Origin of the sequence: Myxococcus xanthus, from assembly GCF_013116825.1 — a bacterium.
Taxonomy (GTDB): Bacteria; Myxococcota; Myxococcia; order Myxococcales; family Myxococcaceae; genus Myxococcus; species Myxococcus xanthus_B.
This window is the reverse complement of record NZ_JABFNS010000173.1, coordinates 1-16,122: the sequence shown is the minus strand read 5'-3', so window position 1 is coordinate 16,122 and position 16,122 is coordinate 1. Positions and strand designations below refer to the sequence as shown.

The following is a 16,122-nucleotide window of genomic DNA, read 5'->3' as shown; positions in this document are numbered from 1 at the left end:
CTGCGGACCCGCTCCGCCTTGCACCAGGGCATAAAGCTCGCTCTGGCGGCCATCTCCCCAAGCGACGCAGCAGGCTGGTTCGCCTACTGCGGTTACTCCGTCGCTCAGCCCAGATGAACTGCGCTATGAGCCGGTGCTCCGCCGTCATCCGTGCGCGCTTCGCGTTGCAGCGGGGGCCTGTCCCCTGGAGCTGTCACCGTCAAATCGAACAGCCCAGCGGTGAGCGTCAGCAGGACGGAACTCGCGATGCGCCGCCCTCGTGCCTACGGCCCCGTCGCACCAGACGCCGGGCCGCAGGCACTACAATGCGACGGCCTCCCCCTCTTGCCGGATGACGTCACCGCCCTGCCCTCTCCCGTCCATGCCGACCCTCCTGGCGATACTGCACATCGTAGGCTGCGTGCTGCTCGCGGCCGTCTTCTTCGCTCCCACAGGAGTGCCCACGCTCGTCCACCTGCTCAAGGGCATCGTGCGGGAATACAGCCTGGTGATGCTGTTGCCGGCGCTCCTCACCGCGCTGGTGGCCGTCTGGATTTCCCACCTGGACGTTGGGAGATGGCTGCGCTGGGGGACGCCGGCCTCCGCGCTGCTCACCGGCATCCTCGCGGTGTGGCCCGCAGCCTCCGCATGGCGGATGGCCCAGGCAGCCGGCATTCCACTCCACCTCCGTGAGTATTTCCGTCCCCTCGTCGGAGCACGCCCCCTCCCGAGCCACACCGTTCGTTTCGCCGTGGTCGAGGGACACGACCTGCTCGCCGACGTCTTCCTTCCCGATGCCTCCGCCTCCAGGGCCCGCCCCGCAGTGCTCTACTTTCACGGGGGCGGCTGGCGTGGCGGAGAGCGCGGCTATGCCCGCGCCTGGGCCGACTTCCTCACCGCGCGGGGATATGCGCTCATCTCCTTCGACTACCGGCTCTTTCCTCCTGCCACCGGCCTGAAGGCCCCCGGGGACGTCAAGTGTGGCATCCGCTGGGTCAAGGACCACGCGGCCTCCTACGGTATCGACCCGGACCGGCTCGTCCTCTTCGGAGAGTCCGCAGGCGGGCACCTCGCGACCCTCGCGGGGTACACCGAGGGAGATGCGCGCCTTCCGTCCTCCTGCGGCCCCGGGGACACGTCGGTGGCGGCCATCATCAGCTTCTACGCGCCCAGCGACCTGGTGGCCTACGCCGCGAGCGCCCCTGCTCCGCTCGTGGGCTTCACGGGTGTGTCGCAGGAAGGCCACCGCGAGCTGTACGAGCTGCTCTCCCCCATCAACCACGTCGGGCCACGTTCCCCTCCCACACTCCTGCTCCATGGCGGGGCCGACAGCGTCGTGCCGCTCGGCGCCTCGCAAGCGATGGCCGCTCGGCTGGCCCAGGCCGGCGTTTCCCATGCCCTCTTCACGCTTCCGTACGCGGAGCACGGCTTCGACATCTGGGATGGCGGCTTCGGCCGTCAGCTCGCCCGGGCACAGGTGGGGCGGTTCCTCCAGCAGCACGCGCCCGCCCATTGAGGGCGTTCCCCCGCGCTGCCAGCAGCGAGCCGATGTGGTGACTGTGCCTAATCAAGATGGCGGCGCAGACGCAGCGGCCGAACGCCACCAATGCCTCCTCTTGAATGGATGAGACAGGCCGAGCGACACCGTTGCATTGAATCGTCGGCAGGAATCGCGGTCCGGGACGCACGGCTCGGGGCGACCTCCCCCCGGACTCGAGCAGCGAGGCTTTTTCGTCGACAAATGAACCGTGAATAATCCACGCTGAAGAGCGTCCAGGTGGGCCAGTCGGTGAATGACTCCCCGCGCCCCAATGCGCCACCGGCTTCTCAAATAGAAAGAAAAAGCTCGATGAACTCGATTGCTCGCGCAGTGCTTGCCTCATCCATGTTCGCCGCGTCCTCCGCCTTCGCCCAGGACGTCGAGATGAACATCCACGCCGATGACATTGACATGCCGTCGACCAGCATTTCCGTGGAGGGAATGTCCCCGGATGGCAACGCAGCGGGCGTCAACATGGAGATTCGGGGTGGCGGCGCTCGCATGGAGGTGAACGTGTCGGGAACCGGAACTCCGCCGCCGCCGGGGCGACATGAGCGCAGAGAGCGCCGTGAGCATCGCGAGGAAGTCGCGCCGCGCGAGACGCCCGTCCGCCATGTGCGGCACCACTCCGAGCCCGCGTTCCGCGACTGCGGGACGAACCAGGACCCGGGCTGCACCATGCAGCGCAACGGTCATTTCGCGATGGACGCGGAGACCTTCCACGGCTTCATGCAGTCCCTCAAGAGCACCCGCAACGAGCTGACGCGCGAGGAGATGGTGGAGAAGGTGATGAACCGAGCCTTCCTCACCGCGAAGCAGTTCGGCCTGGTCCTGGACCTGTTCCAGAACGAAATCACCCGCCTGGATGTGGCGAAGACGGCCGCGCCCCGCGTGGTGAACCCGCAGCACGCGCTGGGGTTCTCTTCCAAGTGGAGGAACTCCATCTCTGCTGACGAGTACGTGGAGATCATCACCGAGCAGTAATCCACGGACGTCGTCCCAGCAGCCACCGCGCGCCGACGCATCCCCGCCGCCCCTGCTCCTGCGGTCCGCATCGTTGCCGCGGCGCAGGGGCCCGCGAAGATGGCGGGGTGTTGCGCCACGCGCAGGCCGCGTTGCCCCCTGATGAATGGATGAGTCGGCGTGCGCCCAGCGGGAGCACTGACGCGCTCGACTGCGGCTCAGTAGTAGTCGCGCAGGGTGAGCCGGCGCTTGCTGCCGTCCTTCAAAGTGAGCACCACCGCCTGACCTGCCGCGCGATATCGCCAACGCGCCAGTTCCGTTCCCGCGTAGTCGGGGCCAATGGGCTTGCCATCAATGGCGATGATTTCGTCCCCCGCCTTCCAGCCCGAGCCGGCGGCGGGGCTCCCAGGGGCCACCAGCTTTACCACGAGCCGCCCCTCCGCCGGGAGGGCAATCAGGCCGGACCGGTCCTTGCGGAAGGGCTGCCGCAGCGCGCGGGCATCGGGGACCAGCATCAGCGTGTCCGTCGCATAGTCCGTTATCATCCTGAAGCGGCCGAGGACGGCGAGCCCCAGGTTGCCGAGGAGCCGATCCGAGGCGGAGATGCTCTTTCCCGCGTCGTCGAACACCGCGGGCACGTCCTTCAGGGTGATGCCCGCGAGTTGAATGTCCTTCAGCGTCGCCACATCGCGCTCCCGGAGGCCGCCCACGGCTCCGGACAGCGTCCTGGAGCTGCGCCTTTCCGTGAGCAGCCCCGCTTGCTGCCAGTAGGCGGGGAAGAGCGAGAGTGCTCCGCCATTGCCCACGTCGAAGAGCACCGGAATGGGGGGGCGGCCCTCAATGGAGATGTGGATGGCGCGCTGCCCGCCCGCGGATTCGACCAGCGGGAGCCGCACCGCCCGCGGCGGAGCCTTGAAGCGGGACGCCTCATGGAAGGCGACGCGCCGGTTGGGGAAGTCCACGTCCACGACGAGCTGGTTGAAGGACTCCTTGCCCAGGACGACGGGCAGCGGGTGGCCTATCAACCGTGCGACCTCGGACAGGTCGATGACGGCGACCGTCAGCCCCGTCAGTCGCAGGTTGCCCAAGGTGATGTCCACGCCACCCGCGAGCTGGGCCTGTGCATGCCCTCCGCTGCCGACCGCCGCGAGCTGCCCCTGCGTCTTCAGCCCCAGTTCACGCGCATAGGCCGTGTCGACCACCGTCATCTCGGCGCCGCTGTCCAGAAGCACCTGCGTCGCATGGCCATTCACCCGCGCTGGAATGTAGACGCGGTTCTCGTCGAAGAACTCGAAGGGGATGAAGCCGGTGCTGTGGTGCCCCTTCGCGAAGCTCGCCTTGCGGACGTCCTGGGGGCGCTCGAAGACCGCGGACGGAATGGGGACGTTCAGCTCCAGCGCCTCCACCACCGTTCGTGAGTCGGAGTCCGGGTTGTCGGTGAGCACCTCCTCCAGGAAGGGGATTCGCACGCCCTGGACCTGACGCCAGTCTCCCAGTCGCACGAAGCGGGTGACGTTGTCCTCGCGGATGCGCAGGCCGTGGAGGGCTCCGTCGGCCTCGTTGAGGAACAAGTCGTAGAGGTCTTCATCGCCAAAGGTGACGCGCACCACCTTCCAGGCGCGGCCGTCGCGCTGCGCGTCGGGTTGCAGCGCGAGCGTCGCGCCGGCGCTCCCCCGCAACGCCGCCCCGAAGTCGAGCGCCACCTGGTGCCGGACATCGCGCGCGTCGGTGGACGAGGCATCTTCGACCTGCCCGCTGGCGTTCAGCTTCCATCCTCCATCCGGGGTGATGGTCATCGACTGACGCATCACTCCGTAGTCCACATCCCGGCGCGCCCACCCGTCCCGGTGGCTCCAGGACTCCATCGGGCCCTGGAGTCCACCTGTCACGGACTTCCCTTTCGCGTGAATGCTCTCCAGCCGCGTGAAGGCGTCCCCGCCACGCCACGCGAGGTGGCGTGCGAGGAGCGGCTGCAGCGCCTCTGCCCCGGCTTCAGAGGGCCCAACCAGGAGGGGCAGGGTCAGCAGGACCGCGATGAGGGCTCTCATGGGGTGTCTCCGCGCTTGGATGGGGAACGGGGCTGTCGCCCGACGAGCTGGCGCAGCCCCGGAGGGCTCGAGTTGATGAGGGAGAAGGACCGCGCCAGCCGCGTGCGCGCGGACGGAGGAGCGCTCAACTGGATCTCCGCGGCCAGCCCGCTGTGTTGCAGACAGGAGAGATAGACGCTGTCACTCCAGATGGCCTGCTTGACGCCGGTGCCGTCCGGAGTGAGCAGCGCCACCAGGAACTCGCGGGCATCCACCACGAGCGTGAGTTGCGCGCCCGGCCAGCGCTCCCGAACGAAGTCCGCGCTGGACGAGCGCACACAGGCGAAGGGAGCCTTGGGCGGTTCGTCATAGACGAGCCCCACGATGGACACGCGTCTGGCGCTCGCCTCCGTGAGCGCCGGGGTGAGGGCCGCGAGGGGCGGCGGGAAGAGGTCGAAGAGCAGTCGCTCGCTGGCACTGGCGATCATCGCCCGCGCGCGCTCCATCACCTGTGCGTGGCTCTTGAGGTGATAGATGCGGTCGTCTTGCACCGGGGTGTGGAGCTTGCGCAGCGCGTCCGCGGCCTCGCGCCTGCGCGTCTCGAAGCCGCGCTGGAGCGCCGTGAGCACTTCGTCCGGAGGAACGGGCCGGAAGGAGCGGGGCTCCCCCTCCTCGACGAGCACCGCCCCCTTGTGCTCGAGCGAGGCGAGCGCCTGATAGATGCTCGGAGGCGCCTTCCCCAGTGCCTGCGCGAGCCGGTAGCCGGTGGCGGGCGCCCCCTTGAGCAGCTCGCAGTACACCCGCGCCTCCACCTCCGTGAACCCAAGGGCCACGAGCCCTTCATCCGCGTCCATGGAGGCTTTGTTATTACTGGATGGTAATAAGGGTCAAGTGACGGAGGGTCAGGGCATGCGCCGTCGCGCCAGGCGTCCCCTCCAGCGGCCCCTTCCCCCTTGCCCCCTGACCCGCGAACAGGGAAGAGCCCGGCGACCCTTCGCGGGTACCGGGCTCTTCACACCGCATTCGCGGCTCCGAAAAGGCCTAACAGGTCTTCCTGTACAGCGCGAGGCAGTTGTCGACGAACTGCTTGTGTGTGCACGCGCCGTTCTGCTTACAGGTCGCCCAGCCATTGTAGCGAGGGTCCTTGCAGTACAGGAGCGTGACCCAACAGTTCGCGCCCATCGCGGAGACCTCACCGTCCGCGTCACCCATCGACGCCAGCGGCTCCTCTTCCGAGGTCAGGGGGCTGTAGTCGAGGTTGATGCTCTCACCGGACTCGGTCGTCACCGTCTCCACGGTGTCCGTCTGCGCATCATCCGCGCCCACACCACAACCCACGGCAGGAACCACGGCCAGCATGAACGCCAGGAGCAGCTTCTTCATTGTTGTTCTCTCTTCCTCGGAAATTGAAACGCCTGAGGAGGGCGTTGTCATGTGGACGCATCCCGTCCACGCCCGCCACTCTACAGAAGCCAAATTAAACCAATAGCAGCAAAACCGGAATTGACTTGAACTACACAAGTCCTAGGGCTCAAATGTCAACCACAGACAGTCTCCACCTGGGCACCAGCGCGTGCGCGTGCCTTGGTGTCTGGAGGCCATTGCAGCCTCTGGAACCCATCACCCGCCTGCACCACCAGGAGTGCCCAATGCCTATCTTCCTCGGCCAGGGACTCCTTGACTGCAACAGCTTCATCGCAGCTACGCGCCCAACGCTCACGCCCCGCCGGGCCCGGCGCCCATGCCCGTTGGCCACTACATCGTGGACTCGGACTTCTTCTCGGAGAAGAGCGTGGCGGAGTGACAGAAGCTCATCGACACGACGGTGAAGAACCTGAAGAAGCTCCACTTTCAGGGGATCAGGCCTCCGCTGCCAAGGCGGTGCTTCAGGCCGCCGCGAACTCCTCCACGCCGACGCCCCAGGTGCACTGGGGCGTACATCAGCCCGTGGGCCGTCCGGACGGGACGACAGGTCAGTGTAAGCACTTCACCCCGCTGTTCGCGCCGAACGACTGGCACCTGTACCAGAATTTTGATGGCAGCCAGTGCGCCTACATGAGCAACGGAGCAGGCCCCGCCCACCTCGTGACCATCAATCGCTACTGAGCCTCCTCCGCATCCAGACGCCGCGGTCAGCGGACGACGCTCCGCGAGACACGTGCCCCTGCCGGCGAATCACGTGAGGCTCCACCAGGAGCGGTTCCTCCGTCGCGCGAAGCACCGTCAGCCGGGGCGAACCCCAGGGATCGACGCACTTCATTTCCGCGCGTCGATCTTTCTGGGTTCGCCCAAGCGGCTTGATTTAGATTCCGGATTGCACTGAAAGGCAATGGATGACACCCCTTCCAGAATGCACAGCCCTGGTTGCCACGCACAATCGCTGGGATTTGCTTGTCGGACGTGCATTGCCTTCCATCCGTCGGCAGACTCGCGCGGTCCGCGAGGTCGTTGTGGTGAACGATGGGGCGACATTCGATGCCGAAAAGCAGGCGGCGCTACGGTTGTTGCGCCATCCGCTGCCGCTCGTCATATTCGACAACCGGAGAGCCCCGGGGGCTGCGGGTGCGTGGAACACTGGACTGGAGCATCTGCTCGCCTTGTCCCAAGACGGGTTCGTGGCCCTCCTCGATGATGACGACACCTGGGAGGCGTCGCACATCGAGGACAACCTCCGTGCTGCCGAGCGCGAGCGAGCTGACATTGTCGTGTCGGGGCTCCGGCTGGTCATGGATGGCCATGAGCGGGAGCGTCCGCTGCCTGAACGGCTTCTCCCTGGCGACTTCCTCGTCGGAAATCCTGGGTGGCAGGGGTCCAATACGTTCGTGTCTCACCGCCTGTGGGCGACGGTTCGGGGTTTCCGTGACGGGCTTCGGAGCCTCAACGACAGGGACCTCGCCATCCGCATGCTGCGAGTGCCGGGAAGCCGGGTTGCCTACACCGGCCGATGGACAGCGACCTGGTATCTGTCCACTCAGGGGGATGCGTTGTCGTCACCGCGGTCGCCAGCGAAGATCTCTGGCCTGCGCTGGTTCTGGAGGATCTACGGTGGTGAGATGTCACCGGTTCAGGCCGAGGCGTTCTTGTCGCGCGCCGAGAACCTCTTCGGGGTGCACCGCACTGAAATCGAAGCGGGCGGGGAGAATGTGCCCCCGCATCATCTGCCGTGGGGGGATTTGCATGAGTTCGTATGAGAGCAGCTTCGGCAAACCGCCGCAGGCATCAAACCGGTGGCTGCTCCCACTGAGGACGTGGTATCGGGCACGGGCATGGTGGCGCCACCAACGGGTGTCCCGAGGCCTCACGCGAGTGTTTGGGCCCCAGTACCACCGCAGCCGGAACCTCATCGAGATAGACATCACCTATCTCTGCAATCTGAACTGCTTCAACTGCAACCGCTCGGTGCGGCAGGCGCCAGAAGCGCTTCATCTCTCACTTGAAGTCGTTACCGCATTCGTCGATCAATCCCTCGCACGTGAGAAGCACTGGCGGCGCATCCGAGTGCTTGGCGGAGAGCCGACGCTCCATCCCGCCTTCTTCGCCGTCATCGAGGAACTGCGTCGCTATCGTCGATCGTATCCGGAGTGCCTTCTCGAGGTCGTGACCAACGGACATGGAGAGGCCGTCCGGTCGCGGCTCGCCCGCCTGCCAGCGGACATCTGGGTCGAGAACTCCGCCAAGACTGGCGAGGTGCAGCCGACCTTCGGCCCCTTCAACCTTGCCCCGATGGACGATGCCGCGTACCGGAACGCCGACTTCCGCAACGGCTGTGCCATCATGCGGGACTGTGGGATGGGATTGACGCCGCTCGGCTACTTCCCGTGCGCCGTAGCGGGTGGGGTGGCCCGCATCACCGGCGAGGGCGGCGGCCGGCGAGAGCTACCCTCCGATGACGATGACATGGTCGACCTCGTCGAACACAACTGCCGGCTGTGCGGACGCTTCCGCGACGGACACTACGTGCCCACGAACCGACTACCTGGAGGAGATGCGGGTGGCCGCATCGCCGCAGGACGTCCTTGGCGTGGCATTCAACATCCCCCAGGCCGAAGGGGTGACATCGCAGCCGTATGATGCGCCCCCCGGCGCGTTTGTCCCCGAGGTGCGCTGCGGCCTGCTCGACCTGGAACGGATTCGTGCATGCCGACCGCTCCCGAACGAGCTCGTTGATGGGCGTCTCGTGCGCTCCTGGTACCGCTCGCTCGAAGCGCATCAACAGCGGGAGGGGTTGAGAACCCTACGCGGCGGCGATGCACGGACCTTCTACGTCCACCCACCTAACGCCCTCAAGACGGACGATGCGTTCCTCTCCCGTGCACGCGATCTGGTCGGCCAGGGACAGATACCGGATGTGCAACGGGGCCAGTGGGACCTCACTGGGCTCGCATGCGACTGGGCGTACGCGCAGCGCCGCGAGTCCATCGTATTTCTCATCAAGGGGCGGGACGTGGGCCTGTCGCGGGTGCGTCGGTGTCTCAAGAGCCTCGCCATGCAGGAAGACTCGCGCTTCGGAATCATCCTCATCGACGACGCAAGTGAAGGGCTATTCCCGTGGAAAATAGGCCGCCTGCTCGAACCGTTCCGGGACCGATGCACGCTGGTGAGGCGCTCACAGAATGTGGGACGGATCCCCAACTTCCGGCTGGGAATCCGTGAACTGTGTGTCGATCCCGAAGCGCTCGTCGTGGTGCTCGATATGGATGATGCGCTGCTGAGCCGCAACTGCGTCGGCCGGCTGAGAGCCGAATACGAGCGGGGCTGCGATGTCGTGTTGGCATCCATGTTCCGGCCGGACAAGCCGACGAAGCTCTACCACCCTGACTTTGTCGAGCCTCGGAGGCACTGGGGTGGCGAAGTATGGATTCACTTGCGCGCCTTCAGGAAGCGGCTCTTCGACGCCATCTCACCAGAGGACTTGCAACTCGACGGACGGTGGATTGAGCAGTGCACCGGCTACGCGACGATGCTCCCTATCGTCAAGGCATGCCGCAAGTGAATTTGCCCCGTTTTCGCACAGTGAGTGGGGCTCCGCGAAAACAGGGCAACTTCACTCGCGCACGGAGAGGAGGAAGGCACAGAGCTTCTCGACGACTCGCGCGTCCACGTGGCCAGGAGTCATGTACTCGGCGGGCCCGGGTTTCCCGTCCCCATGGATGAACATGTGATTGCTGCCGGGAATCGTCACCACGTCGACGCGGTCGACCTGGGCAAGCCCACGCCTCCACGTCGCCAAGTCCTCCTCGGTGCTCTGGTAGTCCCGCTCCCCTTGCATGATGAGAATGGGGCGATGGAGCTTCCGGGCCATCCCGACGCCGTCGCGTGATTCCAGATCCTTCCAGTACGACATCGGCAAGCCAAGGAAGCTCCCGGAGCTGGCCGTCCTGGCCTTCAACGGCTCGGCAGCCTTCTCGACCTCGGCGATTCGCTCAGCCGGCGCGCCCAGGTACCGCAGCTGCGCGAGAATCAGCTCCCACATGGGACGCCCCGGTGGCGCCAGCAAAACCGCGCCCGCGACCGGCGCCGAGCGGATGGCAATCTCCGGCGCCAGGAGGGCCCCCAGGCTGTGCCCCACCACGAAGACCCGCGCGGCATCCACCTCCGGTCGCGCCTTGAGCACGCCCATGGCCGAGACCGCGTCCACCACGACCTCATCATCAATGGAAATGCCACTCGCGAACGGCTCCTTGTACTGGAAGGTGCGCTTGTCGTAACGCAGGACGGCGATGCCGCGCGACGAGAGCCCCTCGGCGAGATCCTTGAATAGCGCGTTGGGCCCGAAGCGCACGTCCCGGTCGTGCGGGCCGGAGCCGTGAACCAGCACGATGCCAGGGAAGGGGCCCGTCCCCACCGGCACCGTCAACGTGCCCTTCAGCAGGAAGGGCTCCTGCCCCACGGTGACCTCCTCGGCCCGGAACGCCGCGCCGTTCACGTACGGAGGACGGCCCTCGGACTTCACCGAGGCGCCAGCGGCCGCCTCGGCCCGTGGAGCCGTGGCCTCTGCAGGGATGGGCGCCGCCCCACTGCGCCCTGGAGCACTCACGCAGGCCACGGCAGTGAGAGCGACAGCACCCAGACATGCACCACGAGTCAGCCTCTTCAACGTGTCACGGATATCGTGAAACATGGCCCCCTCCTTCAGGCAGAGCGATGAGAGCCCGCATCGTCTGTCGGTCCGCGCTTGAACCCCTCGAGGCGGCGATAGAGGACGTACGAGTAGAGCACGGGAGTCACCGCCGCGACGGCGACAGCCGCAAGCACGGGGACCGGACCGCCGCCGAGAAGCCCCGAGACGAGGACGATGACTCCCGCGAGGACGAAGAGTCTTCCTCCCAGGCGATGCGTGCGCAGCCAGACCTCGTCACTCGCGAGCGTCCAGGGCGTCCGGATTCCACAGAAGAAGTTCTTGGTGAACTTCCCCATGTAGTTGCCCAGGACCACGAGGACCAGGCCCGTGGCCGCGGGAACCACGCGCGCCATCGGCACGGGCACGCCGATGCCCGCGAGCAGGACCAAGGCGTTGAGCAGGAACAGGAACGCGACCAGCGCCGCCTGGATGCCCTCGAAGACGCCCTGGAATCGCGCCACGCGGTAGCCCTTGGGCGAAATCCGCGGCACGGCGACCAGGACCAGGTACACGGCAGCCATCACCAGCGGCAGGACGAAGGGCCCCCAGGGCTTGGGCGTATGCCCATCCACCACCCCCTCGGCATTCCAATGCGTGGGTATCGACTCCGGCAATCGGCCGTAGAGCACGAAGGCCATCGCGAACGACACGATGACGAGTCCCAGGCTCAACACATTGGCTCGGCTGATTCTCATGACGGCTCCCCATTCCCCTTGTCGACCTTGAAGAGGTCGAGAAGGACTGCCGCTACGTCCTCGAACACGGTCGTGTTGAGGGAGTAGACGATTTGCTGTCCGCGGCGCTCACAGCGCACCAGGTCCGCCGCTTTGAGCACGTTGAAGTGATGCGATAGCGACCCCTTCGTGATGTCGAACGCCTCAGCGAGCTCTCCCGCGGACTTCGAGCCGCCCTGCAGGAGCTTGAGCACCTTGCGCCGGGTCGGATCTGAAATGGCCTTGAAGACCTCCTGCGTTCGCATCATGACCTTTCGACATTTTGACGACTCTCAAAATAATGACCAAAGAAATCCTGTCAAGCGGAATGCATGGGTCGCCGGGACTTGGGGGAAATTGCCCGGGACGGCAGCCCCAAGGGGCCACCGCTCGTCAATTGCACCGGGTGAGCAGGCAATCTTCGACGGGACGGACCAGAGCAGGACGTCGCCGGTCTCGTCATGGACGAAGAAGAGCGCGCTGTTGCCGAGGGTGTGGGCGTTTTCCCCCTCGACCCGAGGGGCGCCTGAAGCCCATGCGCAGTGACTCTCGGCCTGAGCGCCACTTTCACGACAGCTTCATCACAGCACGGCTCTCGATGGCGCGGGTGAAGGCCCCTTGGTTGCCTCGCCCCACCTGTCACCACTCCAACCATCGACGCTTCTCACTCATCCTGCACGGCCTCCCCGTTCCCCTCCGGGGCCCTACCGCAGCAGCGTCAGGCGGAACACCGCTCCTGGCGAGCTCGAAACGAGGCTCCGATGCGACGGTGAAGCTGAGCCCGCCGGTGGTGGAGTCCTCGCTGATGACGGCGCTGTAGCTCGCAACGGATTGGACGCCCCAAGCGAGAGCGCCCACGGCTCATGCCGGCTCATCTGCGAACGGTCGACGCGGCCTTCCCGTTCGACGCGCTTGGGGACCACCGCGACGCAGAGGAAGGGACGCGGACAGAGGTTGATGTCGCAGCCACTGGCCTGCTCGGACGCCGGAGCGATGCGCAGCGCCTCGCCAGGCTCCTGCGTGAGCACCCAGCGTTGCCCGTCCTTCGCGTCCTCGATGTTGCTCGTCGACGTCGTCTCGCCCGAGCCTGCGACGCCGATGAGGCCTGCCACTTGGAGGTCGAGATGGGGCCACTGGAGCGAGAGCTGGGCCCCTTTCCGAGGGTCCGAACCTCCCAGAAGTGCGAGAAGCATGGAGGGTCCAGGGGACGAGCGTTCTCCTGGAAGACCGCCAGCCGCAAGTCCTGGGTACTGTTGTTGATGAGGTGGATGAGGACGGTGCGAGAGGGCATCGCTGCCTCGAAGGGAGGAGGGAGGGCCTCCAGCGCCCCCAGGTGAACCGGGAGCTGCCTGGAGCCCCTCGCGTCGCACGGCTCAGTTGGCGGACCGGCGGTTGCGCTCGGTCCACACCTTCTTGCCGGTGTTCGGGTCCACCACCGACAGCTCGATGTCGACCGACTTCAGGTTGGTGAGTGGACTCGACCACGTCGTTACGGACCGGTGTACCCGCCCGCCAGACGGGTTGTGCGAGCTCGAAGGTGGCCATCTCCTCCAACCTCCTGCCAGCGGCGACCGCGCTGTCCCCGTGGGCGGGGCTGGAGACGAGGCACTACACTGGGAGGCGCGCTGGTGCTGGCGGGCGGGCAGCTCACGCAAGCGGTGAAGACGCTGCCGCCACAGGCGCCCCTCCCACTCGCGGAGGAGCGCCGGACGGCCTGAGTCGCTACTGCGGATCCCACCCCGCGTTCACTGTCATCCGGTCCAGCGCGCGCACGGAGACGTAGGGGACGAAGCCCGCCGCGCGTGAGCGGGTATAGGCGTCCGCGACGTGCTCGGCCTGAATGGCGTAGTCGGTGGAGAGCACCAGCTTGCCGGCCGCGCGGACCCGGGCGGCGTTCGCCCGGTTCTCCTCGCACCAGCCCTCGTCGCAAGCGTTGTCGTCGGACCAGTACATGTCCTCCATGCCCAGCCCGTCGATGGCGGGCAGGTAGGCGGGGTCATCCACCAGCTCAGGGGAGTTCTGGGGCATCACCTTGAAGGCCGGGTTGCGTGCCTTGGCGTACTGGTTGATGCGCGCGATGAGGGCCACCATCTTCCGCGCGAGGTCGGCGCGGTTGGTGCCCGCGGAGTTCGCGGGAATCTCCTCATACGTCACCACCATGTCCAGGTAGCACCCGGTGAAGCCCGCGGCGAGCGCCTGGTCGATGCGGCCCTGGACGATGGGCCACCAGCGCTCGTCCCAGTACTTCACGTACTGCTCGTCGGGCCAGCCGGCCACGGGGCCCAGCTTCAGGTCGTCGGGCACCTGGGGCCACTCGGGGCGATACTCCTCGATGGCGCCAATCTCGAAGTACGCAAGCACCTGCTTGCCCTTGGCCTTGAGCGCGCTGATTTCGGCTGCGGTGAACCAGCCATCGGAGCCGTCGCGCGACAGCTCGACGATGGCGAGGTCGAACTTCGAGTCGGCGATGGTATCGAGCTTCCCCTGGGGATAGTTCGTGAGCTGGTAGGTGAAGCTCTGGACGCCCTCCCACGACACGGGTGTGCCGGCGTCGGTTCCCGTTCCCGCGTCGGAGGAAGTGCCCGCGTCATCAGGGGTGCCCGCGTCCGTGGGAGTCCCCGCGTCCGAGGCGGCAACCTGGATGCGCACCACGAGCAGGTCCAGCAGCGACGCATCCGCGGTGGACGTCGTGCGGTAGCGCAGCTTCACCGGGCCTCCGCTGACGAAGCGCTGGGGAGACGTCAGCGCGAGCGACGTGGCGGTCCACCTCCAGGACTGCGCGAAGGTGTTGTCGCCCACCAACACCCAAGCGCCCGCCGTGTAGTCCCACGCCTCGAACAGCCAGCGCATCTGCGACTTGAGAGGCCCTCGATAGTTGATGCCCACCTCGGCGGCGACGACGTCGGCGGCGCCCACGTCCGCGGGGAGCGCGTACGTGCACGTGGCCGAGGTGCCGGGAAAGAACTCGACGTATTCCGTCCAGCTGTCCTGCGTGCCCGACAACGTCTGCGTGTGCAGCCCCTGGACGGTCTGCCCCGAGCCGATGGAGCCGCTTTCGACCTGGAGACTGGCGCACGTCAAGGTCCGGGTAGCCGCGAGGACGGCCGTGTCCTCACTCCGCTCCGCGCTGTCCGCGCTTCCGGAGGCACCACCACAGGCGAACAGCGCGATGCACCACAGACTCGTCCACCCTGCTACCGCGACTCGCATGTGCGCTCCCTGTCGCCAGAGCCGGGCCCTGCCCCGCTGTCGATGCGCTCGGCGAACGTGACGGGCTTTAACTGCAGACGCCCGGAACCAGCAACGCGATGTGGCGCGCGATACGCGACATTCAGCCATGCCCTGGAACATTCGTTCCTGTCTGGATGGAGTGATGCGTTGCAAGTGATGGGGCCTGGCCTCGGGTGGAAGGAACAGGCGACCGCCGGAGCCAACGAGGCCGATGCTGGCCTCGGATGGGAAGTGGAATAGGCTTGCCCCAAGGCAATCTCTCTCAGGAAGACTCCTCTTGGACCTCCCCTTGACTCCTGCCCTGCGCATCAACCTGGGCAAGCGCGCTGGTGTCACCGGCGGCCTGCTGGGCGTGCTGTGCGTGTGCGTCGAATTCTGTTTTCTGTTTCCCCACTTGCTGGTGTCCAACGACGGCCGGGCCTTCTACGTGGAGCACCTGGGCGTGTTCCGGGGTATCCTCCAGGCCGCCATCGTCGCCACCTTCGCGCTGGGCGCATTCAGCGTGCTCACCTTGCGCTCCAAGGCGCATGGCGGCATCGCCATGCTGCTCGCGCTGGTGGCCATGCTGCTTGGCGGCAGCCAGGCGGAGCCACTCACCCATCAGCCGCGGGCGCTGAGCGCGGGCCTGGACTATTTCGCGCTGGAGCTCCTCGTGTTGGGGCTCCTGTTCATCCCCATGGAGCGACTGTGGGGACTCCACCCGCAGCGCATCTTCCGCGAGGGCTGGCAGACAGACCTCAAGCACTTCTTTGTCAGCCACGTGGGAGTACAGCTCATCTCCTTCTCGGTGATGATTCCGGTGCAGGTCTTCTTCTCCTGGGCCGTGCGCATGGACTTCCAGGCCCATGTGGCCGCGCAGCCCGTGTGGCTGCAATTCTTCGAAGTCCTCCTGGTGGTGGACCTGGTAAGTTACTGGGTGCACCGCGCCTTCCACCAGGTGCCGTGGATGTGGAAGTTCCACGCCATCCACCACTCCAGTCAGCAGATGGACTGGCTGGCCAGCTCGCGCTCTCACCTGGTGGACGTGCTCGTCAACCGGTTCGCGGGGTTCATACCGGTGTTCCTGCTGGGCTTCAGCCCGGCCGCCATCTACGGCTACCTCGTCTTCGTGTCCTTCCACGCCGTCTACATCCACGCCAACGTGAGCCACCGCTGGCCCTATCTCCGTTGGGTGTTCGCGACGCCCGAATTCCACCACTGGCACCACACGTCCGACGAGGAAGGCATCGACAAGAACTTCGCTGTCTTCCTGTCCTTCATTGATGCGATTTTCGGCACCGCGCATCTGCCCAAGCACTGGCCGTCGCGGTATGGAACGACGAAGTTCCAGCCTCCAGAGACCTACCTGGGTCAGCTCGCCTATCCGTTCCAACGGCACGAAGAAACGCCTTACGGATAGGAATGGAACTCGGTTCCGGGTTCAAACGCGATGGCTGTCTTGTGTGTCGTCGGTGTCCGCATGGGCGCCTGCCCCACCAATTCCGACGCCTCCAGCGCCACCACCGCCGGCACCTCCGCCCCCTCTTCCGCCTGTCTCTTATACACAGC

At 66.2% G+C, this 16,122-nt stretch carries 15 protein-coding genes; 7 read left to right on the top strand and 8 right to left on the bottom strand.

Going from position 1 to position 16,122, the window contains the following annotated elements; genetic code table 11:
- Positions 1-361: 361 nt before the first annotated feature.
- Positions 362-1,495: an alpha/beta hydrolase gene (locus HNV26_RS33575; RefSeq protein ID WP_253817299.1), complete on the top strand. Its 1,134-nt coding sequence runs from the start codon at positions 362-364 to the stop codon at positions 1,493-1,495.
- Between the two features lie 369 nt (positions 1,496-1,864).
- On the top strand, positions 1,865-2,503 hold the full coding sequence (locus tag HNV26_RS33570) for a DUF4476 domain-containing protein (protein ID WP_171440131.1): 639 nt from the start codon (positions 1,865-1,867) through the stop codon (positions 2,501-2,503).
- 197 nt (positions 2,504-2,700) lie between these two features.
- On the opposite strand, the gene HNV26_RS33565 is transcribed toward HNV26_RS33570, so the two are convergent.
- The 3 genes from HNV26_RS33565 to HNV26_RS33555 form a co-directional block, all read right to left on the bottom strand.
- Positions 2,701-4,530, bottom strand: coding sequence for an aspartyl protease family protein (locus HNV26_RS33565; RefSeq protein WP_171440130.1), 1,830 nt, complete (start codon positions 4,528-4,530; stop codon positions 2,701-2,703).
- Complete coding sequence (locus HNV26_RS33560; protein WP_171440129.1) at positions 4,527-5,363, bottom strand: TrmB family transcriptional regulator; 837 nt, start codon at positions 5,361-5,363, stop codon at positions 4,527-4,529. The genes HNV26_RS33565 and HNV26_RS33560 overlap by 4 nt, the downstream gene beginning before the upstream one ends.
- A gap of 187 nt (positions 5,364-5,550) precedes the next feature.
- The gene (locus HNV26_RS33555; RefSeq protein ID WP_171440128.1) at positions 5,551-5,892 is read right to left on the bottom strand and encodes a hypothetical protein; all 342 of its coding nucleotides are present in this window, start codon (positions 5,890-5,892) and stop codon (positions 5,551-5,553) included.
- A gap of 417 nt (positions 5,893-6,309) precedes the next feature.
- Here HNV26_RS33555 and HNV26_RS33550 point away from each other — a divergent pair, with 417 nt between their 5' ends.
- The 4 genes from HNV26_RS33550 to HNV26_RS39095 all read left to right on the top strand — a co-directional run bounded on the left by HNV26_RS33550 (position 6,310) and on the right by HNV26_RS39095 (position 9,502).
- Entirely contained in the window at positions 6,310-6,615 is a 306-nt protein-coding gene (locus tag HNV26_RS33550) for a hypothetical protein (protein WP_171440127.1), read from the top strand.
- Between the two features lie 227 nt (positions 6,616-6,842).
- Positions 6,843-7,700, top strand: a complete 858-nt coding sequence (locus HNV26_RS33545; RefSeq protein WP_171440126.1) for a glycosyltransferase family 2 protein — start codon at positions 6,843-6,845, stop codon at positions 7,698-7,700.
- A 115-nt stretch (positions 7,701-7,815) separates the two neighbouring features.
- Positions 7,816-8,580 carry a radical SAM protein gene (locus HNV26_RS33540; protein ID WP_171440125.1) on the top strand — a complete coding sequence of 255 codons (765 nt, stop codon included), beginning with the start codon at positions 7,816-7,818 and terminating at the stop codon, positions 8,578-8,580.
- Complete coding sequence (locus HNV26_RS39095; protein ID WP_171440124.1) at positions 8,501-9,502, top strand: glycosyltransferase; 1,002 nt, start codon at positions 8,501-8,503, stop codon at positions 9,500-9,502. Before HNV26_RS33540 ends, HNV26_RS39095 begins: the two co-directional genes overlap by 80 nt.
- Positions 9,503-9,553: 51 nt before the next feature.
- Here HNV26_RS39095 and HNV26_RS33530 read toward each other — a convergent pair whose 3' ends face one another.
- From HNV26_RS33530 to HNV26_RS33510, 5 genes are all read right to left on the bottom strand, one after another.
- Complete coding sequence (locus HNV26_RS33530; RefSeq protein WP_366817081.1) at positions 9,554-10,546, bottom strand: alpha/beta hydrolase family protein; 993 nt, start codon at positions 10,544-10,546, stop codon at positions 9,554-9,556.
- Between the two features lie 95 nt (positions 10,547-10,641).
- Positions 10,642-11,325 carry an SdpI family protein gene (locus HNV26_RS33525; RefSeq protein WP_171440122.1) on the bottom strand — a complete coding sequence of 228 codons (684 nt, stop codon included), beginning with the start codon at positions 11,323-11,325 and terminating at the stop codon, positions 10,642-10,644.
- Positions 11,322-11,612, bottom strand: coding sequence for an autorepressor SdpR family transcription factor (locus HNV26_RS33520; protein WP_253817297.1), 291 nt, complete (start codon positions 11,610-11,612; stop codon positions 11,322-11,324). The genes HNV26_RS33525 and HNV26_RS33520 overlap by 4 nt, the downstream gene beginning before the upstream one ends.
- A gap of 435 nt (positions 11,613-12,047) precedes the next feature.
- Positions 12,048-12,455: a hypothetical protein gene (locus tag HNV26_RS33515; RefSeq protein WP_171440121.1), complete on the bottom strand. Its 408-nt coding sequence runs from the start codon at positions 12,453-12,455 to the stop codon at positions 12,048-12,050.
- 610 nt (positions 12,456-13,065) lie between these two features.
- A complete protein-coding gene (locus HNV26_RS33510) occupies positions 13,066-14,553 on the bottom strand; it encodes an endo alpha-1,4 polygalactosaminidase (RefSeq protein ID WP_171440120.1) in 1,488 nt (495 codons plus the stop codon).
- A gap of 298 nt (positions 14,554-14,851) precedes the next feature.
- On the opposite strand from HNV26_RS33510, the gene HNV26_RS33505 reads away from it, so the two are divergent.
- A complete protein-coding gene (locus HNV26_RS33505; protein WP_253817296.1) occupies positions 14,852-15,973 on the top strand; it encodes a sterol desaturase family protein in 1,122 nt (373 codons plus the stop codon).
- The last annotated feature ends 149 nt before the right edge of the window (positions 15,974-16,122 follow it).

Bases quoted from the DNA above. Each gene is read 5' to 3' on its own strand.
- HNV26_RS33565 (WP_171440130.1), bottom strand. From the start codon at position 4,530: ATGAGAGCCCTCATCGCGGTCCTGCTGACCCTGCCCCTCCTGGTTGGG.
- HNV26_RS33520 (WP_253817297.1), bottom strand. From the start codon at position 11,612: ATGATGCGAACGCAGGAGGTCTTCAAGGCCATTTCAGATCCGACCCGG.
- HNV26_RS33555 (WP_171440128.1), bottom strand. From the start codon at position 5,892: ATGAAGAAGCTGCTCCTGGCGTTCATGCTGGCCGTGGTTCCTGCCGTG.
- HNV26_RS33545 (WP_171440126.1), top strand. From the start codon at position 6,843: ATGACACCCCTTCCAGAATGCACAGCCCTGGTTGCCACGCACAATCGC.
- HNV26_RS33525 (WP_171440122.1), bottom strand. From the start codon at position 11,325: ATGAGAATCAGCCGAGCCAATGTGTTGAGCCTGGGACTCGTCATCGTG.
- HNV26_RS33575 (WP_253817299.1), top strand. From the start codon at position 362: ATGCCGACCCTCCTGGCGATACTGCACATCGTAGGCTGCGTGCTGCTC.
- HNV26_RS33510 (WP_171440120.1), bottom strand. From the start codon at position 14,553: ATGCGAGTCGCGGTAGCAGGGTGGACGAGTCTGTGGTGCATCGCGCTG.
- HNV26_RS33570 (WP_171440131.1), top strand. From the start codon at position 1,865: ATGTTCGCCGCGTCCTCCGCCTTCGCCCAGGACGTCGAGATGAACATC.
- HNV26_RS33560 (WP_171440129.1), bottom strand. From the start codon at position 5,363: ATGGACGCGGATGAAGGGCTCGTGGCCCTTGGGTTCACGGAGGTGGAG.